We start from the raw sequence: 21397 nt of genomic DNA, 5'->3' as shown, positions 1-21397 counted from the left end.
TGATTTAATAGTCCGACACAGGTGGCAAGATAGAGCATTTTGTCTTTTCTGTAAGAAGTTTGGAGCGAACGGGTGTTAGCGCGGTCATCATTGAAGATAAAACAGGGTTAAAGAAAAACTCACTTTTGGGTAATGATGTAGAGCAAACTCAAGAAGACATTGAAGTCTTTTGTGACAAGATTAGAGCGGGGAAAAACGCACAAATTACACAAGACTTTATGATTATCGCACGCATTGAATCTTTGATATTAGACAAAGGGCAAGAAGACGCACTGAAGCGGGCTTTTGCTTATATTAACGCTGGGGCAGATGGCATAATGATACATTCACGCCAAAAAAGCCCTGATGAAGTGTTAGCTTTTCTCAAAGCCTTTAGAGAGAAAGATTCTAAAACACCTGTGGTAGTCGTGCCTACAAGCTTTAATGAAATCACCGCAAAAGAGCTAGGTGAAGCTGGGGCAAATATTATTATTTATGCAAACCACTTGCTTAGGGCTTCATTTGTAGCGATGCAAAAGGTCGCACAAGGGATTTTAGAGTTTGATAGAAGTAAGGAGATGGAATCTTCTTGTATGAGTGTGAAGGAGATTCTCTCACTTATTCCGGGGACAATATAATGTTTTTGCGTTTTAGCAATTCAGCTTGTGGCACTATTTCGGCGGAGTCTTCAAAAATCGCTCAATCACGATTTTTTGACAACCACCAAACTAGCACTCACAATCTTAGAATGGCTGGGAGTTTGCATTGAAGCGTTTCATTCCAAGATAGCAAAACCATATTGCTAGAATGCGGAGTTTTGGTTTGCGGATTTTTGAAAAACACTCAAAAATACTTCCGCAAAATGTGTTTTTAGGTATTTTAGTCATTACGCTTAAAGGAAAACTATGTTAGACACACAAGAATTTGGTGATTATTTGCAGAGTGTGGGATTAAGGGATTTTGTCGGTGTGCCTTGCTCATATCTTGCACCGCTTATTAATTATGCGATTAATAGTGAGCGTTTCATTATGAGTAATAATGAGGGGGATGCGGTGGCGATTGCAAGTGGGATAAGCTTGTGCCGACTAATTCATAGCAATTCGTCTTTGAGTAATCATTCGCAAGATTGTGTGTCTTTGGAGGCAGTCATTACCACTAAGGTAACTTCTGCCCCCAAATTCACACAAAACCTACAAAGCACCACCACAAATACTAGAATTATGGATTCTACCCCTTTTCATTTTGAGCGTAGCGAAAAATCCACAAGCCCAGAATCTCAAGTTAATTCCAACAATAAAGACTCTCAGGCGGAAGTAACTTTGAGTGATTTTGGTGGTTGTCCTAAAGAAAGCCCCAGCAATTCTAAGATTGTGAGTGAAAAATGTGGGTTGCAAGGAAAATCTCAAGGGAGTTTGCTAAACGCAAATGACCGCAAAGATTTTTCGCAGCTCCCGCATTTATCGCCACAAGCTGAATTGCCGACTTATGGCGTGGTGCTAATGCAAAATAGCGGCTTAAGCAACGCTCTAAGCCCCCTAACAAGCCTTAACTACACTTTTAAGATTCCAATTCTAGGCTTTGTGTCCTTGCGTGGTGAAAGGGATTCTAGCGGTAAAAATACAGATGAGCCACAGCACGAGCTGCTAGGCGTTATCACGGATACATTGCTAGAGACTTGCGAGATGAAGTATGCCTTTTTAGATTCAGATACGGATAGGGCTAAAATGCAGGTGCAAGAGGCTTTAGAGTGGTTGGAAAAGGGGGAGAGTTTTTTCTTTATTGTAAGAGATAAAACTTTTTCTAAAGTTGCTTTAAGCGATATTGGCAATTCGTCTCTTAGCCAATCTTTGAATGAGTGCGGCAACTCGGCTCAATCATTTGCGTCTAGCAAACTCCCTTCGCCTCGTTTTGCACAACATTCAAATCTTAGCCAAGATACTAGAATTGCGGATTCTAAAAGCCTAGAATCTCAAACAAATCCTAAAATCAACACTACAACATTAGAAACTAAAGATTCCAGCAACACAGAATCCAAGCTAGATTCTAAACCTACACAACCCACAAGCACAATGCCTACACGGCTAGAAGCCTTGAGTGTCCTGCATACCCTAGCAAAAGATTCTAAAGCCTTGTTGTTTGCTACCACAGGTAAATGTGGCAGGGAACTATATGAAATAGAGGATAGTCCAAATCAGCTCTATATGGTCGGCTCTATGGGCTGTGTGAGTTCTCTCTCACTTGGTATTGCGTTAAAAAGCAGACAAAAAGTCATTGCCATAGATGGTGATTCTGCCCTGCTTATGCGGCTTGGTGCATTAAGCACAAATGCGTATTACACAAGGAATAGGGATAATTTTTGCCATATTTTACTAGATAATGAGAGCCACGATAGCACAGGTGGGCAGTTTAATCTCTCGCCTTTTGTGGATTTTAGTAGTATTGCTAGGTCGTGTGGGTATGTGAATGTGTATATAGCGGAGAGTTTAGAAGAGTTTGAAAGCTATGTAAAAGCGTTTTTAACTTATGGCAATTCGTCTTTGGGTAGTCATAGCAGCGATTTTGTGGATTTTAGGGTGAGCGACACGATTGCGAACGCAGACTCTATGTCTAGCTCCCCCTTAAAATCTACAAAAAGCCCCACTAGCACCACCGCACTCGTGCGAAGCACTAGTCCATACTTGCAAAATACTAGAATTGTGGATTCTAGTATTGCAGAATCTCAAACAGATTCTAACAACACAAAATCCAAGAATGCAAATCCTAGCAATTTAGATTCTAAAAAAGGGGCGTGGTTTATCTACCTTAAAATCCAAAAAGGCTCTAAAGAAAAACTAGGACGACCAAAGATTACACCACAAGAAGTGGCTCAAAGACTAAGCAAGTATATGCAGGAGTGTAGCGATGAGTTTTAATGCAAGATGGGTTTCTGCAAAACTACAAGATGAGACAATAGTTGGGAACAAAAATTAAAAATAGAGAAGTTTCATAAACTGAAGCTTAAAAAATAAATTCAAAATAAGGAACAAAAATGCAAACAAAAACTTGGCAGGATATTTGGGAAAGCAAAAGGTTAGATTCTAATATGAATCTTCAAAACGCGGATACAAACGAAGTAATACAAGAATTATTACGATGTAATGGTTTTGATTCTAAAACCGGTTCGTTTAGCATTGAGACTTATCGTAATTTTATTGCAGATATATTCCAAAAAGCTAAGTTGGGGCAATGTGATAGTATGTATGAAGTAGGTTGTGGGGCTGGTGCGTTTCTCTATGCAATGAATATGCAAAAAGCAGAAAACAATCAAACAGCTATAAATAGCATAAATACAAACACAGATTCTACGGGGGGGGGGGGGCAAATGCTGTCTCAATGTAATGTGCTAAAAAATCCACTTCATACTTTAGGTTTTAAAAATCTTGGCGGTATTGATTATTCCAAGAATCTATCTCGTATTGCAAAGTTAGCATTGCCTTGTGCAAATATCACTCAAGGTGAAGCAAGGGATATAGATTCTGTGGCTTATGATAGCGTTTGCTCATTTAGTGTGTTTCACTATTTTCCATCTTTGCAGTATGCAAAAGAAGTGATTGCAAAAATGATTGATAAAGCTAGAAAAAAGGTTTTATTCCTTGATATTTTAGATTTAGAACAAAGAGAAGCAGACATTGCCTATAAAAAGCAAATATGTGGTGATGACTATGAAAAGCTATATGAAGGCACAACAAAACATTTGTATTATCCAAAGGATTTATTTGTGGAGTTTGCAAAATCTAAGCGGTGCGAGATTCATATCGAGCAACAAAATATTAAAGGTTATGCGAATTCACCTTTTAGATTCAATGTCATAATGGAGAAAAAAGATTAATGCAAGCGGTTATTTTAGCAGCTGGGCTTGGCTCTAGGCTTGGCGATATTAAGAAAAATCTACCAAAAGGCTTTCTATATATAGAATCTTTACACGAAACTTTGATTGAGCGAAGCTTAAGGCTTTTAAAGGAAGCAGGCATACAAGAAGTTATCATTGGCACAGGTTATGAAAACAAAGCTTATAATGCCCTAGCAGATAGGCTTTCAGCTAAAGATTTTAAGATAATAACACATAAAAATGAAGACTTTGCAACTACTGGGAGTGCTTATACGTTGTGGTGTTTAAGAGAGTTGATTACACAAGATTTTTTACTTTTAGAATCTGATTTGGTATATGAGCCTTTGGCGATTAAGGCTCTGCTTCAAGATGAAAGAAAAGATCTTGTTTTAGCAAGTGGCGCAACACAGAGTGGCGATGAAGTGTATATGAGTATTGTGCAAGATAAATTGCAAGATTTAAGCAAGGATAAGACAAAGCTAGATTCTATTGATGGAGAGCTAGTTGGTATCTCTAAGATTTCTTTGCAAAGCTTTGTGAAGCTTGATTGCCATAGTCAAAATGATTATGAATATTTACTAAAAGGTTTTGATGTGCTAAAGATTGATAATCTTATATGGTGTGAGATTGATTGCTTAGAACATTTAGAGCGAGCAAAAAAGCTTATTATTCCAAAGATTCTTAAAAAAGATTCTCAATAAAATTATAAAAAAGGAAAAATATGAAAAACATACTTTTAAACCCGGGTCCAGCGAACACAACCCTAAGCATAAAACTAGCACAAGTGGTAGAAGATGTTTGTCCGAGAGAAGAAGAGTTTGGCAGAGTTATGGAAGAAGTGAGCAAAGGGCTTGTTGAATTTGTGGAGGGTGGTGATAAGGCAAGGGCGGTGCTTTTTGGTGGGAGTGGGACTCTAGCGGTTGAGGCGTGTATTAGCTCCGTTGTAGGCAGTAATGATAAATTAGCGATTGTCATAAATGGTGCGTATGGACAAAGAATTGCTGATATGGCAAAATATGCAGGTATTAACTATGTAGCGTTTGAATCTGATTTTTTAAAGCCCATTGATTTTGCAAAGTTAGATGAGTTTCTACAAAGGGAAAAACCGCAATTTTTAGCCCTTATCCATAGCGAAACAACAAGTGGTCTTATCAATGATTTAGATTCTGTAAGTCGTATTTGCAAACCTTTAAATATTAAGATAATTGCTGATTGTATGAGTAGCTATGCGTGTTATCCCTTAAGTCTTGATGTTGTGGATTTCATTATTGCATCAAGCAATAAAAACATTCAAGGAATGGCAGGGATAAGCTTTGTAATTGCCAATGAAGCAAATATTTTGAAGGCTACCTATGCAAAAAGCCTTTATCTTGACTTAAAAGCACAATATGAATATTTCATACATAATTATCAAATGCGATTTACACCACCCGTGCAAACACTCTATGCCTTGCGACAAGCTATTGGTGAGTTAAAACGCGAGGGCTTAACAAATCGCTATAAAAGATATGAAAAAAGCAATAAGATTCTAAGAGATGGTTTAACTCGGCTTGGCTTTGATATCTATCCAAAAAACTCTTATGGTGTTATTATTGCAGCTATTACTCTTCCTAATGATATGGAGTTTAATGAATTGCACTCTTATTGTAAAGAAAGGGGCTATACGATTTATCCCGGAAAAATTGCTGGTTTAAATATGTTTCGCATAGCAAATATTGGAGATATTGAATCAAGTGATTTGCAAGGGTTTTTAGATGTTTTAGAAACTTTTCTAAAACTTAAGAAATAGTTTTGGCATTGCTATTTATGGCTTAATTATTACACAAACTTATCTGGGGTTATCCGTCCCGCAAGAAAACTCGGTTTTTCGTGAAAAGAATACAATATTCTGCGATATTTAACTTTAAATGAGATGGAAAACGCAGATCCTAAAATATTCTGCTTTAGAGTTTTCTCCCACACAAGTCTAATTGCGTTCCTTAAAATCTGTATAGCCAAACTGCTTTAATAGTTTAAACTTACCATTCTCTACAACACCAAGACTAGGGAGTTCTACACCATTGAAGGTTGTGTTTTTTACAATAGTATAATGTATCATATCAACAAATGCTATTTTATCGCCAACTTTTAGGGGCGTATCAAAACTATAATCCCCGATTACATCACCTGCAAGGCAAGTGGGTCCGCCAAAGCGATAGCAATATTTTCCTTTCTCTTCACCTAAATCAGATTCTATAACCGCATTTCCTTTAGAATCTTTTGTAATCTTATAGCATGCGGGGCGATAAGGCATCTCAAGGCAGTCTGGCATGTGGCAACTCGCACTCACATCAAGTATAGCTACTAAGCCCTCATTCTCTACAATATCTACCACTTCACCGATTAAATCGCCTGTTTGCCAACCTACTGCTTCGCCGGGCTCTAGCATGACTTGAATGCCATTATATTTTTCTCTAAAGTCCTTAATGAGATTCACAAGTAAGGTGCAATTATAATCGCTTCGTGTGATATGATGACCGCCGCCAAAATTCACCCATTCACAATGTGAAAGATAATCGCCAAAATGCCCTATCACATGTGGCAGTGTCCGCTGCAGGGCACTAGAATCTTGCTCACAATGTGTATGAAAATGCAAACCGCTAAAATGTGCTTTAAAAAATGAGAGTGTATCTGTGTAGTTATATTTTTTAGCAAGATTCTCTAAATCTCTATAAAAAACGCTGGGTATGATACCTAAGCGACTTTTGGGGATACATGGGTTATAAATAGGCGGGCTAACTTCGCTATACAAGGGATTAATGCGTAGTCCTATATGAATTTGTGGAATCTTTTTTGGAAGCTCAACTTGTAATACTCCATTTTTTTTGCATTCTAATAGTATTTGATAAAACTCTTTAATAAGTTTATTTTGTGATTCTATAAAAGGCTTAAATCGCTCCCATTGCCCTAAGGAATTAAAGATAATATGCGTTGCATAAGGTAATATATTTTGCATTTGAGATTCTTTATAAGCTGGGGCAAAGACACATATTTCTTTATGTATAAACATATTTAATAGGGCGTAAGGGATCTCTTTGCAAAGGGCTTGATAATTATCTTGATTTTCTAGTGTTGTATCTAGATTATTAAAAAGAGATTCTATAATTTGTGCGTGTGAAGGCTTTATGGTAGGATTCTTTGAGATATTTTTTAGATAAGGTAGTAACGCTTTTATCACTTCTTTTATATTAGAATCTTGCTGCATTAAAGGCGTGGCAATGCTATCAAATGCTAAAAGCGTTTCATTTACACCACTGCAAGTAGCCCCTTGTAATTTTGTGCGGATATTTTCAAATGCCCTCCAAAAGCTATAACCCTTTAATGCAACTAAGATATTTGCTCCAGAATCTTTTGCGACATTTTGTAGCAGCGTAATATTTGCGTCTAACGAATCTTTACATAATGCATAGCTTGGTGTTTGTATCCTAAAGGCTAAATCTGTATTATTTAGCACTTGTTGTAACATAATCTTATTATCTAAAAAGTCTTTGTGCCAGTTTAGTGTATTTTCTGTTTGCTGCATTGTGATAATCCTAAAAATTTAAAGTTATAGAATCTAAAAGCAATAAAACTAACGCAGCATTAACTCTCGCACAGCTTTTTCAATCTCAACAGGATTTGACTTTGATATAAACTCATCTGCATCAAGTGATAACGCCATCTCTTCATTACTCGTCCCACTCATTGATGAATTTACAACAATAGGTATATGCTTTGATGCGGCATTTGCTTTGACTTGCTTAATCACTTCAAAACCACTTGCTTCAGGCATTTCTAAGTCAGTGATAATAAGCCCAATTTCTGAAATATCTGTATCAGGGCTAAATAAATGATCGAGTAATTTTTGTCCATTGATAAAATCAAGATGTATAACGCCTAGTCTATTAAGAATGGTTTGCATGGTTTTTAGCACACTTGGGCTATCATCTGCAAGTAATATCTTTTTAGTAGTAACAACTTGATTAATGCTCTCCATCTCTTTATTTTTCTCTTCTTCAATCCATGGGAATACATCTACAAGCATTTTTTCAATATCAACGACCTGCACTAATTTACCATCATAATATCTTGTGCGTGAGACAAGCTTGCCATTACCCCCACCGCTACTGCCAACACCTGCACTTTGCTCTATCTCTGTCCATTTTTTATTTAAGATTCTATCTGCCTCATAAATACGCACACCAATAGTCCATTTTGAAAACTCACATATCATTATAATATCATCTTCACCCTTTTGTCTTGGCACAGCATAATTACGCAGATTCTTTGTAGGCATAGCAGGATCATAGAAAAACCACTTCCGCATGTCAATAAGTGGTATAGTGAGTTCTCTTATTGTAATAAGCCCTTCTACAAGGGAGTTTGGCTCATGGCTCACAATAGTAACAGCCCCATTATATTTCACAACTTCCCGTATCTTAAATACATTCACCGCATATAAATCTTTTCCTCTTTCTAAGCGAAAGCAAAGTAGCTGCAACTCGTTATTTTTATGCAAACTTGTTACTTGATCGATATTTGACATTGCCATATTAAGCCTTTATGAATAAAATTGCACAATTTTGTAAAATCATAGCATATTTATTCTAACACAACATATTGTTTTATAGAATCTTGGTGTGATGAAATATAAAATCATGCCATGAAAACTAGTTTTAGTTTAATCCTTAAGATATATTGAATACAAAGGGAAAATCTAAATATTAAGTATTTAATAGTAGAATTGCACTTTTGTATAGTTTCTCTAAAACTTTTTTGAATAAGGGTGTATATGAAGATTCTAAGATGGATTAGCAATTTTGTTTCAAGTTGGACTGGTGCGATTGTAATTGTGTTATGTTTAGTGTTTTTTGTGGCACAAGGCTTTATTATCCCTAGTCGCTCAATGGTTGGCTCTCTGTATGAGGGCGATATGATGTTTGTAAAAAAATACTCGTATGGAATCACAATACCAAAGATTCCATGGCTTGAGATACCAATACTTCCAGATTTTCACGGCAATAGGCATTTAATCGAGGGGGATAGACCAAAAAGGGGGGATATAGTCGTATTTAATCCACCCGGCGATGATAAGACATATTATGTAAAGAGAAATTTTGCGATCGGTGGTGATAAAGTGATATTTGCAAAAGATGGCATGTATTTGCGACCATTTGAGGGAGATTCCTATATTGATACGCATTTTAAAGACTATGAAACAAAAGAGTTTCTAAATGAAAGGTATGTAAAAGAGCCGTATGCTAGAGAATATGTTGGGATTCATTATGGAGAGAAGGGTGGTTATATAGAAGTGCCTTATTCTAGTGAATATATTGGTCCCTATCTTGGAGCAACTGTTTCTAAGACAAGAGCTTTTCAAAGTTATGATTTAATGTTTATCCGTGCAAATAGTGGTAACATAGGTATGGATATGAGAAGTGAAAATGGAGAAGAGTTTTTTTATAAAAAAATTGATGAGGATTGCTTTTTCATGGTTGGGGATAATCGCGATAATAGTGAAGATTCTAGATTCTGGGGCGTGGTAGATTATAGTCGCATTGTAGGGCAGCCTTGGTTTACCTACTTTAGCATAACTTTGACTGATAGTATAGAATCAGAAGCAAGCAATCCTATCAATCGCTATAAAGTGCGATGGAAAAGAATGTTTAAAGGTATAGAAACTTTACAAAAAGATGCACAGAAATTTGAGGGTGAAATTAGACCCTATAATCTTTAGATAGATTTTAATATGTGTAGTGTTTCAAGGTAGTTTTAAGGATTGGTATGGACGATTTAGATACAACTGAAGTTGGAATAACTATTAGTTTTTATGTCGTTGCATTATTATTTTCTGCGGTTGGCAGGGAGATTCTATCTGGTTTAATGGCATTGCGTTATGGTGATGAAACACCTAGGGTTTCTAATCGTATAACACTTAATCCCTTGAAACATGTTGATATACTTGGCACTTTTATCATTCCATTTACATTAATTATTGTAGGAGCAAATTTCATATTTGGATATGCAAAGCCTATGCCGATAAACTATGAAAACATTAAAGAAAAAACGGGCTATAAAGGCTGTCTTTATGTCGCATTATCTGGGACATTTTTTAATTTTCTTGTTGCATTGTGCTGTGTGGTTATTTTGCGATTTGGCATAGATTTAGGACTTATGCAAAGTGGCGGTCTTCTTATGCAATTCTTTTTCATTTTGTTGCAAGTAAATGTGATGCTTGCTATCTTTAATCTATTGCCTATTCCACCGCTTAATGGTGCATTAATCTTAGCGTATATAGGACTTTATTTCAATAATAGCTTCTTTGCAAGATTGTATAATAATGTTGAAAAATATGGTATGATTCTACTCATTATCATTTTATTGTTTCCGCCGACAAATGAAGCAATATTATGGATTATGAAAAATACGCTCTTATTCTTTCTAAAACTTTAATAAAAGGAAAATTATGTTATTCATAGCAAGTGATCATGCAGGACTAAAGATAAAGCAAGTGGCGACAAAGTATTGTAAAGAACACAACATTGCTTTTAAGGACTTAGGCGTGCATGTCAGTGATAGTGTGGATTATCCCGATATGGCAGAGGCTGTGTGTCAGGAAATGCTAAAAGATATTGAAAATAGTCGCGGGATACTCATTTGTGGTAGTGGAATTGGAATGAGTATTGCTGCTAATAGGCATAGAGCTATCCGTGCTGCCCTATGTTTTGATCCCTATATGGCTGCTGTCGCAAGAAAGCATAATAACGCAAATGTGTTATGTTTGGGGGAAAGGGTGATTGGAGCTGGAGTTGCTGAAGCTGTTATAGAAGTGTTTTTAAACGAGACTTTTGAGGGCGGCAGACATGCAATAAGAGTGGAAAAACTCACAAATACAAAGGATTAATATGGGTGATGTAGTTGCTTGGTTTGGACTGACTATTTTTATTCTCTTTGTTTTATTCATGGTTGTAGCGGCTTTTTACTATAAAAGCATAGCACAAAAAGAGAGAAAAGAATCTTCACACATGAAATATACTCTTGTGGAAACAGAGGTTTTAATACAAAAGCATCAGCTTTCACTCCAAAGGGCATTAGGTAATATTGACATATTGACAAAAGAGCTTAATTCTTTGAAAAGTGAGGTTAAAACACTCAAGCAAAGAAACTCACAATATCGTATAGAAACGGACAACTATAAAAGTCGAATTAAAGATTTAGAGCAAAAGATAGAAGCACTCTTATAATCTTTACATAGGGATAGTGTGATGTTTTTTAGACTAAATTTTACAAAGGGATTAAGTATGGTAAGAAAAAAGACCAATGAGATTGAAAAGCCCATTAATGCTTTTAGCGAAGAAGACTTAATGCTAGAAGATTCTACAAACCAAAACTGAAGTAAAAATGGCAAAACACAAGCCCACATTGCGTGAAGAAATCGAGCAAGCAATCACAGATGTGCCAGACTTTCCAAAGAAGGGAATCTTATTTAAAGACATTACGACATTTTTGCATAATGGCAAACTCTTTAATGAATACATACAAATGTTAGCACACAGATACCAAGCCTATAAAGTGGAGTATGTCATCGGCATTGAAGCAAGGGGCTTTATGATAGCCTCTGCTCTAGCTTTTGCACTGAATGCTGGATTTGTGCCGATTAGAAAAAAGGGTAAATTACCCGGCAAAGTGCTTTCACAAAGCTACTCACTTGAATATGGAAAAGATTCTATGGAGATAAAAGAAGATGCCTTTTCAGGCTTAAAAGGTGTTAATGTTATTCTTGTTGATGACTTAATGGCAACAGGTGGCACAGCTTGTGCAGCATTAAAACTCATCTCAAAACTTGAAGCAAAATGTATTGAGCTATGCTGCCTTGTAAATCTACTTGAATTTGCAGAAAACAAAGAGAGAAAAGAGATAGAATCTAAAACACATGTTTTTTCGCTTATTGATGTGGAGTAAGGGATTTTAGAATATTTGTTATATTGTTATGTTTGAAGGGGTGTGAGGTTTAAGGTAAGAATATTTAGAAACTACACTTTTAATTTTTTTTGCCTACCACAATAAGCAAGAGATTCTATTTATTAGTGCCAAGCGATAGCAAGACTTTTAGCATAGATTCTAAAGGAGAGAATTATTTAATACTCATATACTCTATACAAATTTACTCACACTTGCAAATATAACAGGCAGTAAATTCTAGAAACTATACTTTTATATAACAAGGTTTTAAACATTATAAAGATGGAAATTTTAGAATCTTGATATTTTGTAATTACAATATATAAACTCGATAGAAAGGAAATGACAATGAATACATTATTTGTTTGTAAAGTAAATTATACAAAGCCTTTTAGTGAGGTAGAAAAATTTTTAGCAGAGCATAGAGCATATTTAAAGTTAGGCTATGATTCCAATATGCTTCTTGCTTCAGGTCCTCGCAATCCAAAAGATGGTGGATTGATTATAGGTAGATTTGAAAGTAAAGATTCTGCACTCGCATTTGCTAAAAATGATCCATTTTGTATCAATAATGTTGCTGAATATGAAATTATTGAATTTGAAGCAGTTTTACACGCTAAGATCTTAGATGATTTTTTGAATGTGTGATATTTACGCTGTAATATAAAAACGACTTTGAATGCAACCTACCGCATATCACACGACTTCTTATCGCCGAATTTACATGCTTTACTAAAATAGCCACCTGCTACTTGAGTATCACGCCGCACACCCATGCCATCATAATACATAGCCCCAATATTATAACACGCATTAGAATGCCCCATATTGCATGACTTTAGATAAAGTCCCAATGCTTTTGGATAGTCAATATTCACACCATCGCCCTTATTATACATAATCCCTAAGCTATAACAAGCCTTGATATGGTGCATATCACATGCTTTAGTATAAAGTCTAATTGCTTCCGGATAGCTTTGTTCCACACCATAGCCATAATCAAATAAGATTCCAAGATTATAGCACGCCCCAGCCCTATTATCCGCACACACTTTGGTAAAAAATTCCCTTGCTTTATCATAATCTTTTGCAATGCCCTCGCCCTTTGCATACATTACGCCAAGATTATCACATGCATCATCATGCCCATATTCACATGCTTTTGCATACAGATCTGCTGCCTTCTCATAGTCTCTATCCCCACCTTTACCATAAAAGTAGAGATTCCCTAAGCTATAACAGCCCTCTGCCTTTTTACCATCACATGACTTTATATATAAATCACGCGCTTTCTTTTCATCTTTTTCTACACCCAAGCCACCCATATACAAATAGCCAAGATTAAGACAAGCAGCAGCATGATCGACATTACAAGCCTGTGTGTATAAATCAAGAGATTGTTTATAATCCTGTGATACGCCTTGCCCCTCTTGATATAATACACCTAAGTTATAACACGCATTCATTTCTCTTGCATGACATGCTTTACGCCAAAATTTTTGTGCTTTTGCATAATCTTGTGGCACATTATCAGCTACATAATACATATCGCCAAGTATAGAACAAGCTGTCATATTGCCTTTATTGCAATGCTTAGTAATATTAGATATATCTATGCCAAGTGCTATTTGAAACAATAAAAACAAGATAATGCTAGTCTTTTTCATGCCATTCCCCGAATCTATTAAAGAAGATTCTAATATTTAATAGAAAAATTGCGATTACGCAAATAAAATATTATAATAGCATAAAATAAAGTGCATTAAGTCAAAGATTTAAGATTGATTATAAGGATTTTAATGGAGCAAGAAAACGCAAAAAACATACATAGAAGATTGAAAAAAATCATAGGGCAATTGAATGCGATTGATAAAATGGTAGATGACGAAGTGGCATGTGTGGATATTTTAATACAAATCAATGCCGCTAAAAGTGCATTACATAAAGTTGGGCAAATCATCTTAGAGGGACATGTAACACATTGCATGAAAGATGCTATAAAACACGGAGATTCTGATACAAGTCTTGATGAGCTAGCAAAGGCAATAGAGCATTTTTCGCGTATGTCTTAGCGGCGTTTAAATTTAATGATATAGGTTTTAGAATCTTTATTTTTGCGATGAATTCAGATTTTGGACTATAACATTATGAAAAAACAAATATTAAACTTAAGGAAATGTTGCTATGAATATGGGATTTACACTCGAGGGTGAATTAGAGGGGAGAAAGCTTAGTCTTACTTGCACTGGTGTTATTAGAGACTATGAATCTTTTAAAGCATTTAAGGCAGATTTATTTGATATTGTAGGTGTGAGCGAAATAGAACATTTGAAAGAAAAGGCTTTTGATGAGCTAGAGGTAAAGTTTGCCGACTCTCATCCGTTGCCTGATTGTCTTGTAGGCTTTTTCTTAAAGCTTTCAGAGAGAGATAAAATAGCCGTTAGTTTAATGACAAATGAAAACAAAATGTTAAGTTTTTTCATCTCATTATTTTTAGATGAGAAATTAAATGTGCGTTTATATTTATAATTGAAAATATTTTGCTACCATTTTGTATCTTTTAATGTGATAAGGAGTTGTAATGCAACAATATTCTAAGAGGATCTTAAGCCTTAGTGAATCTGCCACAATCGCAGTAGCAAATCTAGCAAGAAAACTGCAAGCAGAAGGCAAAGATGTATTGAGTTTTAGTGCTGGAGAGCCTGACTTTGACACACCTAAAGTAATTAAGGAAGAAGCGATAAGGGCGTTAAACTGCGGTTTTACAAAATACACTGCGGTTGCTGGTATCCCAGAACTTTTAAAGGCGATTTCACAAAAGCTAAAAAGAGATAATAATCTAGAATATGACCCAAAAGAAATCATTGTAAGCAATGGTGCAAAGCAATCGCTATTTAACGCATTTCAAGCAATCATTGATGAGAGTGATGAAGTGCTTATACCTACTCCGTATTGGGTAACTTACCCTGAATTAGTTACATATAGTGGTGGAAAACCTGTATTTGTAGAAACAAAAGAAGAATATGGTTTTAAGGCAAGAGGTATTGATTTTGAAAGGGCTATTACGCCAAAGACTAAGGCTATTGTGCTTACAAGTCCATCGAATCCCACTGGCATGATCTACACAAAAGAAGAGTTAGAGTCAGTTATTGAAGTTGCTTTGAAACATAATCTGTGGATTATCAGTGATGAAATGTATGAAAAATTAGTCTATGATGGCACTTTTGTAAGCATTGCTTCGCTTAATGATTCCATTATGCAAAAGACGATTACAATTAATGGCTTAAGTAAATCTGTGGCAATGACTGGTTGGCGTATGGGCTATGCAGCATGCAAGGATCAAAAGTTAATCAAGCTTATGGATAACTTGCAAAGTCAATGCACTTCAAATATTAACTCTATCACGCAAAAAGCCGCAATTGTAGCCCTTGATGGCAGTGCGGATGCTGATATTGAATCTATGCGAGAGGCGTTTAAAGAACGCAGGGATATTGCATGCGGGCTAATTGATGAGATACCCGGCATTAGCGTTGTAAAGCCTGATGGTGCATTCTATCTTTTTATTAATATAAACAATGTGAAGGGATATGATGGTAATAGTATGGAGTTTTGCAAAGCATTGCTTGAAAAAGTCGGCGTTGCATTAGTCCCGGGAAGTGCATTTGGCATGGATGGCTTTGTGCGTATGAGTTTTGCTTGTGATTTAGCACAGATTAAAGAGGGCTTTGTGCGTATTAATAAGTTTGTAAGGGGTGAGTGTTAGTAATATCATTTGTTGCCTACATATAAACAAAACGCAAGGAGAGAGATTATGATGCAAAAAATATTTTTTTGTTTCTTGGCTGTAGGTTTGACGCTGTGTTTTGCACAATCTGCTTCCAATAGTCCGGAAGAGAAGTGCTACAAAGAAAAAACATTGGCGTCTTGTATGCTCGCAATTGGGATATATGAGAATGGGTTTGGTATGATACGAAAAAATCCAAGAAAAGCTATTAATATTGCAGAATTTGTGTGTAAATACAATAGATCTGGTTGTTTTAAGGCTGATGAATTGCGAGAGAAATTTAATATTTGGTAGTTTTTTGACAATGAGTTTGCAAGAGAATAGGTGTTAGTGTCAAATAGTTTAGTTTTTAAATCCTAAGAATACATTAAGTGTAATGTATTGTAAAATATATAATTCTACACAAGATTAATGAAAGGCGTATAAATGAAAACAATTGCTGCAAATCTCAAGGCAAATCACACTCCACAAAGCACATTAGCATATCTATCTCTCTTGCAAACAGAACTCCAATCTTTGCAAAATGCCAAAAAACACAATATTATCGTGTTTCCAAATCAAGCAAGCCTAACAGATAATATATATACGCATTTTGAGATTGGCGCACAGAATGCTTATCCTATTCAAAATGGTGCTTTTACGGGTGAGATAGGACAAGAGGTGCTTAATGCCTTAAAGATTAAGCATATCATGTTGGGACATAGTGAGAGACGGCAAATTTTAGGCGAGAATAATGCTAAGATAAAAGAAAAGTTTGAGTTTTTCATGCAGGAAAATATGCGTATTATGCTATGTATTGGGGAGGATTCTGGTGTGCCTTGTGTTAGGGATTTTTTAGAATCTCAACTACAACATATTGACCTATCCTATCCGCTATTAACGATAGCCTATGAACCTATTTGGGCAATAGGCAGCGGAAAAACGCCAAGTCTTGAAGAGATTGCAAATATTATGCAAATATTAAAGGATTTAGGTGTTAAAAAAGCATTATATGGGGGCAGTGTAAATAAGGATAACATCACTAGTATTTGCTCTATTTCTGATGGTGTATTAATAGGCGGTGCAAGTCTTTGTGCTAAAAACTTTTCGCAAATTATTGCTTTGGTGGAGTAGCTTTTAATAATGGGGTAATGATTTTGTGCCAGCTAAAATAAACTGAGATTGAAATATAGATTAAAACCTTATTTTTACACTTAGATTCTCTTGTATTTGAGATCTATAAGCTTCCGCGGGATATTACAAATAGAGAATTAACTGCGATTCCCAAAGCCGCCCTTACTTACAATACGCTGATTTTGTAGAAGGGGAGGGGATGTATGGAAAATATCATATTTTTTCAAGAGTATCAAAAACTTTGTCATAATACTGCCAAAACATTATCTTGCAATTGTTTAATCTATATTACAGCCAAGGTTAATCTGATGAATAAGCACATAATTCAGTGAGATTCAAAAAACCTGTTCTTTATAGCCCAAATCAAACGATCTATACAACTTGTTTACTCATAGTAAATATCACCTCAACAGATCTTGATGCAATAAGTCTAGCAATACCACAAAATCACTGCTTTTTTTATGTTTTTTGTTATAATTTTGCCTTGATTTTAAATAAAGTTTGGCGTTATGGAAATTGTGTGTTTAGCGATACTTGGGATTATTACCGGTAGCATTTCTGCTTTATTTGGTATTGGTGGAGGTATGATTATCGTCCCTTGTATGCTGTATTTGCATTATCTTTTGCCAGATCTTAGCTTTTCTACACATGATGCGGTTGGCATTTCTGTTATGCAAATGATTTTTTCATCAGTGTTTGGGAGTGCTATAAATATTTTCAAAAAGAAGAATTTGTGTTTAGATTCTGCGATATTTTTAGGTATTGGTGGCTTTATTGGTGCGGCATTTAGTGGTGTTGTGCTTATGTATATCGCAGAAAAACATTTAGCTTTAATCTTTCTTTGCGTTAGCCTTTTTACATTCTATAAATTCCTTTTTAGTGTGAAAAAAACGCCACAAAAAGTAAGTCTCACAAAAGCAAAGCAGGGGGGCATACTTGTTATAATCGGGAGTTTGACTGGTGTATTTGCGATTTCTTTAGGCATTGGCGGTGGCGTTATGCTTGTGCCTTTGCTTATGTATTTTTTGGGGTTTGATACAAAAAAGATTGTGCCACTTTCACTTTTTTTTATTATGTGTGCAGCATTGAGTGGAACATTTTCATTTGTAAGGCATGGTGTTATAACAGATAGTGTGCTATATGCTGGGCTTTTGCTTGGGGCTTTTTCACTTGTTGGGGTGGTAATAGGCACAAGACTCATTGATAGTATGAACGCACAAATACATTATAGAATCTTGGTGATTATTTATCTAGCCTCTATTATTGCAACTTTAAATAAGGTGCTTGGATATTATGGCATTATTGGGGGTGGTGTATGAGACGATTGATTTTAGCGGGAATGAGTTGTGTTATCTTTATCTCCATTTTTCTTTTACTGCATACTTCAAGCTTTGAGAGAATCCCGCCAAATCTAGAACTTTATGTATTAAAAGAGAATAATAAAGTATTGCATCACATTCACACTTCATTTTTTAACCCTGAAAATACCATTCATTTAAATGCCTATGATTCAAGCGGTCTTGCTTCATATCATGTAAGTATTACGGATAAAGATGGCAAGGTGTTGGTTGAAGAGAGTGAAGTGCTGCTTAAAAAGACAGAAGAGCTAAATATCGCATTGCCAAAGATTCCAAATCTAGCTGATGGCGATGAAGTCTTTTATCATGTGAGTGTAAGAGACTGGAGTAACTCAAACTTTTTTCGTGGGAATGAAACAAAACTTACAAAACATTTCATAATCAATAAAAGCACACCACAAGTGCAAGTTATCGCTGCTTCAAAGCAAATCATGTATGGTGGCAGTGCGCTCATTGCCTTTAGCATTCAGCAACTAGGGCTTTATGATAAGACAAAAGATTCTCTCATAGATAAGGTGATAGTAAGCAATGGGCATGATGAGTTTGAAGCCTATCCTTTTAAGAATAAGCAGGGAAAAGTAGTCTATCTCTCACTTATTGCATGGCCTATTAAAAATACATTTTTTGATGGCACAATACAAGTTATTGATAGTGCGATGAATGAAACAAAGATTCAGATTCCAATTGCTACAAATGTGAATTATCCACGCAGAAAGTTTAATATACTTATAAGTGATTCTCGTCTGCAAACACTTATTAAAAAACTAGAAGATAATGTAATCATGCCGCAAGATTTAACAACAAATATTGAAAAATTTCAGTTTTTTAATGAAACGATCAGGCATCAAGATAATCAAAGGATAGCAAACTTTTTTCAAATATCAAAGCAAACAAATATAGAATCCAATATACCACGATTAAATGTCTTTGCCCCTATAAAAGAGGCACAAACATCTGGTCGCTTTGGCGATGAGTATATATATAAGTATCATAAAGAGCATGTGGGCTCTTCTGTGCGATATGGTATAGAGTTTATCGCTGAAAATGATACGCGCGTAATTAATAGTAATAATGGTATAGTAGCTTTCAAGGGCAATATAGGCTCGTATGGGAATCTCGTGGTATTAAATCATGTGTTAGGACTAAGCTCAATTTATGGCTATTTAAACGCAATCCCAACATTACCAAGAGATATGCAATCTCTTATGCAAATAGGGCAAATGGGTGCTAGTGGCTTTGCTACTACCACTAGTCTCTTTTTTGCGATACTTGTGCAAGGGCATTTTGTAAATCCAAATGAATGGCTACAAGCAGAATGGATTGATACAAATATTAATCAAGTGCTTGATCGTGCAGATAACTTTGGCGTGAAACAGAAATGATAAAAGGCTAGAATATGAAAATATTTGTTATTAATTTAGAGAGATCAAAGGATAGAAAAGCGCATATGCAAGAAAAGCTTAGTTTGCTAGAAAAAGATCCGCTTTTTAAAGAGCTAGATTTAAGCTATAGCTTTTTTAATGCAATAGATTCTAAAAGTGAGAGTTTTAAAGAATATAAAGCAATGTTTAATCCTATGTTATGCTATTTGTGGCATGGTAGAATCTTAATTGATAATGAAATCGCATGTTATGCTTCTCATTATAGCCTTTGGGAAGAGTGTGTGCGACTTGATGAGCCAATTATTGTGCTAGAAGATGATATATTTTTTGAAAAGCATTTTTTGTCTGCTTTGCAAGATATGAAACGCACGACATTCTCATTTGTGCGATTTTTTACTTCTGCAAGATCTAGAGATAAATATATTTACAAAATTGATAACTCAAACTATCATTATTCACTCAAAAATACCAATGGCACATTAGGCTATTATATTACACCGAGTGCAGCTAAGGCATTTTTCACACAAAAGATATGGGATAGCCCCGTTGATATTTATATGGAGCATGTTGCCCTGCATCATGTTGATAATATTATTTATAAGCCTTTTATAGTGGGAGAAGATAACATTGCCTCGCATTCTACAATCATAAATGCTGATGGCACGCATAGAGCAAACGATGGGGGGGGGGGCAATACCCTTGCATTATAGAATCTTAAAGCCATTCTATCGCACATATATACAAATAAAACGCGCCTTATTTAAACTTAGCTATAAACTACCACGCGTGGTGTATAAGTAAAGTCGTATATAAAGACTTTTTAATAAGCTAAGAATTGTGTAGGTGAGATTTAAGTTTTAAAATCTATCTTACTTGGGTGTGCGTAGGGCATGGAGTGCAAAAAATGAAATTTGAAATCTAATCAAATGTACCCATATTACCCTGCACCCGCCTATTTGGATAAGAATCTATATTAGTGTAAAGCATAAGTTTACAAAGTATCAAATATAAATTACATAACACATTTAATAATCTTGTATTGCTTAATGCTTATGCTTTGTATTGCATTGCAATCACTTTATAAGCCTTTGCATGTATATTAATGCCTTGCTTAGTATGTGTAACTAATTGCTTTATATTGTTTTGCTTAGTTTGCATGTATGCCATACTAAGAGCCGAGCATAAAAGCATATGTAAGCCTTTGCAAGTGTTAAGCATTAATATTGCATACTAGCATATACATTACACACATAATAACATTAATGCTTATGTGTGTTTTCACAAATACAAATAAAGCCTTTACAAAATACAAAGTATATAAAACACTTGATACAAAATCATTTTTAAAGCGTTACAAATTAATTAATACTTTGATACAAATTAAAATTACACAAGCAAATAATGCTTTAATTTTTGCATTCTTTACTTAATGGATTTTATAAGCTTTTATTGTGTAGTTTTATATGCCTTTAAGCACATAAAACATACTTTAATATGTAGTAATGTTTTTGTGTATCCTTTTATGTATCCTTTTTTAGAATACATTCTAAAATACACATAAGATACAAACAAAAAAACATCGTGTGGAAGTAAAAAAAGGAATTATAACATATAAGCATATTATAAAACACTTATGCAAAAAACCCTTTATATAAGGCTTTTATGTGTTTGTGTGTTTTTGAGTGTTAGAGAGAGTGTTTTATTGTGTGTTGAAAAGTGGATATAAAATTACAAAAGGGACAGAGAACGATGTTTAAATCATTAAAACAAATCATATCTCAACAATAAAAATACGCCTATACTTGGCAATAGTTTCTAAAAGCCACTCCAAACAAGCGTTATATATACACAATGGATATTCTTATCTCATGATATTTTATCCTTAAGCCAGTTTTTGACTTTATCAAAACATGAATCAATGAAGCTTTTATAC

General features: G+C 35.2%; 22 protein-coding genes and 1 pseudogene. 19 read left to right on the top strand and 4 right to left on the bottom strand.

Features of this window, described 5'->3' with window-relative positions:
* Nucleotides 1-11 precede the first annotated feature (11 nt).
* From C6H17_RS06975 to C6H17_RS06955, 5 genes and pseudogenes are all read left to right on the top strand, one after another.
* A pseudogene (locus C6H17_RS06975) lies at nucleotides 12-617 on the top strand (isocitrate lyase/phosphoenolpyruvate mutase family protein); the annotation flags it as partial.
* Between the two features lie 267 nt (nucleotides 618-884).
* On the top strand, nucleotides 885-2891 hold the full coding sequence (locus C6H17_RS06970; RefSeq protein WP_020995817.1) for a thiamine pyrophosphate-dependent enzyme: 2007 nt from the start codon (nucleotides 885-887) through the stop codon (nucleotides 2889-2891).
* Nucleotides 2892-3007: 116 nt separating this feature from the next.
* Nucleotides 3008-3847, top strand: a complete 840-nt coding sequence (locus tag C6H17_RS06965) for a hypothetical protein (protein WP_104731386.1) — start codon at nucleotides 3008-3010, stop codon at nucleotides 3845-3847.
* A complete protein-coding gene (locus tag C6H17_RS06960; protein WP_005217693.1) occupies nucleotides 3847-4548 on the top strand; it encodes an NTP transferase domain-containing protein in 702 nt (233 codons plus the stop codon). Before C6H17_RS06965 ends, C6H17_RS06960 begins: the two co-directional genes overlap by 1 nt.
* 20 nt (nucleotides 4549-4568) lie before the next feature.
* The gene (locus tag C6H17_RS06955; RefSeq protein WP_005217695.1) at nucleotides 4569-5636 is read left to right on the top strand and encodes an aminotransferase class V-fold PLP-dependent enzyme; all 1068 of its coding nucleotides are present in this window, start codon (nucleotides 4569-4571) and stop codon (nucleotides 5634-5636) included.
* A 177-nt stretch (nucleotides 5637-5813) separates the two neighbouring features.
* On the opposite strand, the gene C6H17_RS06950 is transcribed toward C6H17_RS06955, so the two are convergent.
* Both C6H17_RS06950 and C6H17_RS06945 read right to left on the bottom strand, forming a co-directional pair.
* The gene (locus tag C6H17_RS06950) at nucleotides 5814-7409 is read right to left on the bottom strand and encodes a carboxynorspermidine decarboxylase (protein WP_104731385.1); all 1596 of its coding nucleotides are present in this window, start codon (nucleotides 7407-7409) and stop codon (nucleotides 5814-5816) included.
* A gap of 48 nt (nucleotides 7410-7457) precedes the next feature.
* Entirely contained in the window at nucleotides 7458-8417 is a 960-nt protein-coding gene (locus C6H17_RS06945; RefSeq protein WP_005217698.1) for a chemotaxis protein, read from the bottom strand.
* 240 nt (nucleotides 8418-8657) lie between these two features.
* Between C6H17_RS06945 and lepB the strand changes: the two genes are divergently transcribed.
* The 6 genes from lepB to C6H17_RS06915 all read left to right on the top strand — a co-directional run bounded on the left by lepB (nucleotide 8658) and on the right by C6H17_RS06915 (nucleotide 12475).
* Nucleotides 8658-9602, top strand: coding sequence for a signal peptidase I (gene lepB, locus C6H17_RS06940; protein WP_005217699.1), 945 nt, complete (start codon nucleotides 8658-8660; stop codon nucleotides 9600-9602).
* 47 nt (nucleotides 9603-9649) lie between these two features.
* Nucleotides 9650-10318: a site-2 protease family protein gene (locus C6H17_RS06935; protein WP_005217700.1), complete on the top strand. Its 669-nt coding sequence runs from the start codon at nucleotides 9650-9652 to the stop codon at nucleotides 10316-10318.
* 13 nt (nucleotides 10319-10331) lie between these two features.
* Entirely contained in the window at nucleotides 10332-10769 is a 438-nt protein-coding gene (gene rpiB, locus C6H17_RS06930; RefSeq protein ID WP_005217701.1) for a ribose 5-phosphate isomerase B, read from the top strand.
* Between the two features lies 1 nt (nucleotide 10770).
* Nucleotides 10771-11109: a hypothetical protein gene (locus C6H17_RS06925; protein WP_004087343.1), complete on the top strand. Its 339-nt coding sequence runs from the start codon at nucleotides 10771-10773 to the stop codon at nucleotides 11107-11109.
* Nucleotides 11110-11266: 157 nt separating this feature from the next.
* Nucleotides 11267-11827 carry an adenine phosphoribosyltransferase gene (gene apt, locus C6H17_RS06920; protein WP_005217703.1) on the top strand — a complete coding sequence of 187 codons (561 nt, stop codon included), beginning with the start codon at nucleotides 11267-11269 and terminating at the stop codon, nucleotides 11825-11827.
* Between the two features lie 348 nt (nucleotides 11828-12175).
* On the top strand, nucleotides 12176-12475 hold the full coding sequence (locus tag C6H17_RS06915; protein ID WP_005217705.1) for a YciI family protein: 300 nt from the start codon (nucleotides 12176-12178) through the stop codon (nucleotides 12473-12475).
* A gap of 38 nt (nucleotides 12476-12513) precedes the next feature.
* Here the strand turns inward: C6H17_RS06915 and C6H17_RS06910 are convergent, their stop codons facing one another.
* Entirely contained in the window at nucleotides 12514-13494 is a 981-nt protein-coding gene (locus tag C6H17_RS06910; RefSeq protein ID WP_005217706.1) for an SEL1-like repeat protein, read from the bottom strand.
* A 132-nt stretch (nucleotides 13495-13626) separates the two neighbouring features.
* Here C6H17_RS06910 and C6H17_RS06905 point away from each other — a divergent pair, with 132 nt between their 5' ends.
* The 8 genes from C6H17_RS06905 to C6H17_RS06870 all read left to right on the top strand — a co-directional run bounded on the left by C6H17_RS06905 (nucleotide 13627) and on the right by C6H17_RS06870 (nucleotide 20174).
* A complete protein-coding gene (locus tag C6H17_RS06905) occupies nucleotides 13627-13899 on the top strand; it encodes a metal-sensing transcriptional repressor (protein ID WP_005217707.1) in 273 nt (90 codons plus the stop codon).
* Between the two features lie 118 nt (nucleotides 13900-14017).
* Nucleotides 14018-14356 (top strand): hypothetical protein, encoded by a 339-nt coding sequence (locus C6H17_RS06900; RefSeq protein WP_223808369.1) that lies wholly within the window; start codon nucleotides 14018-14020, stop codon nucleotides 14354-14356.
* Nucleotides 14357-14408: 52 nt separating this feature from the next.
* On the top strand, nucleotides 14409-15590 hold the full coding sequence (locus tag C6H17_RS06895) for a pyridoxal phosphate-dependent aminotransferase (RefSeq protein WP_005217708.1): 1182 nt from the start codon (nucleotides 14409-14411) through the stop codon (nucleotides 15588-15590).
* Between the two features lie 48 nt (nucleotides 15591-15638).
* Nucleotides 15639-15905 (top strand): hypothetical protein, encoded by a 267-nt coding sequence (locus tag C6H17_RS06890; protein WP_020995820.1) that lies wholly within the window; start codon nucleotides 15639-15641, stop codon nucleotides 15903-15905.
* A 132-nt stretch (nucleotides 15906-16037) separates the two neighbouring features.
* Nucleotides 16038-16724 carry a triose-phosphate isomerase gene (locus C6H17_RS06885; protein ID WP_005217710.1) on the top strand — a complete coding sequence of 229 codons (687 nt, stop codon included), beginning with the start codon at nucleotides 16038-16040 and terminating at the stop codon, nucleotides 16722-16724.
* Nucleotides 16725-17233: 509 nt separating this feature from the next.
* The gene (locus tag C6H17_RS06880; RefSeq protein WP_005217711.1) at nucleotides 17234-18043 is read left to right on the top strand and encodes a sulfite exporter TauE/SafE family protein; all 810 of its coding nucleotides are present in this window, start codon (nucleotides 17234-17236) and stop codon (nucleotides 18041-18043) included.
* The gene (locus C6H17_RS06875; protein ID WP_005217712.1) at nucleotides 18040-19464 is read left to right on the top strand and encodes a M23 family metallopeptidase; all 1425 of its coding nucleotides are present in this window, start codon (nucleotides 18040-18042) and stop codon (nucleotides 19462-19464) included. The genes C6H17_RS06880 and C6H17_RS06875 overlap by 4 nt, the downstream gene beginning before the upstream one ends.
* Before the next feature lie 14 nt (nucleotides 19465-19478).
* Complete coding sequence (locus tag C6H17_RS06870; protein ID WP_020995821.1) at nucleotides 19479-20174, top strand: glycosyltransferase family 25 protein; 696 nt, start codon at nucleotides 19479-19481, stop codon at nucleotides 20172-20174.
* A 340-nt stretch (nucleotides 20175-20514) separates the two neighbouring features.
* On the opposite strand, the gene C6H17_RS12490 is transcribed toward C6H17_RS06870, so the two are convergent.
* The gene (locus C6H17_RS12490) at nucleotides 20515-20655 is read right to left on the bottom strand and encodes a hypothetical protein (protein ID WP_199768865.1); all 141 of its coding nucleotides are present in this window, start codon (nucleotides 20653-20655) and stop codon (nucleotides 20515-20517) included.
* Nucleotides 20656-21397: the final 742 nt, after the last annotated feature.

The organism is Helicobacter rappini (assembly GCF_900198625.1).
Lineage (GTDB): Bacteria > Campylobacterota > Campylobacteria > Campylobacterales > Helicobacteraceae > Helicobacter_A > Helicobacter_A rappini.
The sequence above is the reverse complement of the archived record's forward strand: the minus strand, read 5'-3'. Positions and strand labels throughout refer to the sequence as shown.

Bases quoted from the DNA above. Each gene is read 5' to 3' on its own strand.
- C6H17_RS06970 (WP_020995817.1), top strand. From the start codon at position 885: ATGTTAGACACACAAGAATTTGGTGATTATTTGCAGAGTGTGGGATTA.
- C6H17_RS12490 (WP_199768865.1), bottom strand. From the start codon at position 20,655: ATGCTTTTATGCTCGGCTCTTAGTATGGCATACATGCAAACTAAGCAA.
- C6H17_RS06875 (WP_005217712.1), top strand. From the start codon at position 18,040: ATGAGACGATTGATTTTAGCGGGAATGAGTTGTGTTATCTTTATCTCC.
- C6H17_RS06960 (WP_005217693.1), top strand. From the start codon at position 3,847: ATGCAAGCGGTTATTTTAGCAGCTGGGCTTGGCTCTAGGCTTGGCGAT.
- C6H17_RS06895 (WP_005217708.1), top strand. From the start codon at position 14,409: ATGCAACAATATTCTAAGAGGATCTTAAGCCTTAGTGAATCTGCCACA.
- C6H17_RS06915 (WP_005217705.1), top strand. From the start codon at position 12,176: ATGAATACATTATTTGTTTGTAAAGTAAATTATACAAAGCCTTTTAGT.
- C6H17_RS06890 (WP_020995820.1), top strand. From the start codon at position 15,639: ATGATGCAAAAAATATTTTTTTGTTTCTTGGCTGTAGGTTTGACGCTG.
- rpiB (WP_005217701.1), top strand. From the start codon at position 10,332: ATGTTATTCATAGCAAGTGATCATGCAGGACTAAAGATAAAGCAAGTG.
- C6H17_RS06900 (WP_223808369.1), top strand. From the start codon at position 14,018: ATGGGATTTACACTCGAGGGTGAATTAGAGGGGAGAAAGCTTAGTCTT.
- C6H17_RS06925 (WP_004087343.1), top strand. From the start codon at position 10,771: ATGGGTGATGTAGTTGCTTGGTTTGGACTGACTATTTTTATTCTCTTT.
- C6H17_RS06905 (WP_005217707.1), top strand. From the start codon at position 13,627: ATGGAGCAAGAAAACGCAAAAAACATACATAGAAGATTGAAAAAAATC.
- apt (WP_005217703.1), top strand. From the start codon at position 11,267: ATGGCAAAACACAAGCCCACATTGCGTGAAGAAATCGAGCAAGCAATC.
- C6H17_RS06965 (WP_104731386.1), top strand. From the start codon at position 3,008: ATGCAAACAAAAACTTGGCAGGATATTTGGGAAAGCAAAAGGTTAGAT.
- C6H17_RS06880 (WP_005217711.1), top strand. From the start codon at position 17,234: ATGGAAATTGTGTGTTTAGCGATACTTGGGATTATTACCGGTAGCATT.
- C6H17_RS06885 (WP_005217710.1), top strand. From the start codon at position 16,038: ATGAAAACAATTGCTGCAAATCTCAAGGCAAATCACACTCCACAAAGC.
- C6H17_RS06950 (WP_104731385.1), bottom strand. From the start codon at position 7,409: ATGCAGCAAACAGAAAATACACTAAACTGGCACAAAGACTTTTTAGAT.
- C6H17_RS06945 (WP_005217698.1), bottom strand. From the start codon at position 8,417: ATGGCAATGTCAAATATCGATCAAGTAACAAGTTTGCATAAAAATAAC.
- lepB (WP_005217699.1), top strand. From the start codon at position 8,658: ATGAAGATTCTAAGATGGATTAGCAATTTTGTTTCAAGTTGGACTGGT.
- C6H17_RS06955 (WP_005217695.1), top strand. From the start codon at position 4,569: ATGAAAAACATACTTTTAAACCCGGGTCCAGCGAACACAACCCTAAGC.
- C6H17_RS06870 (WP_020995821.1), top strand. From the start codon at position 19,479: ATGAAAATATTTGTTATTAATTTAGAGAGATCAAAGGATAGAAAAGCG.
- C6H17_RS06910 (WP_005217706.1), bottom strand. From the start codon at position 13,494: ATGAAAAAGACTAGCATTATCTTGTTTTTATTGTTTCAAATAGCACTT.
- C6H17_RS06935 (WP_005217700.1), top strand. From the start codon at position 9,650: ATGGACGATTTAGATACAACTGAAGTTGGAATAACTATTAGTTTTTAT.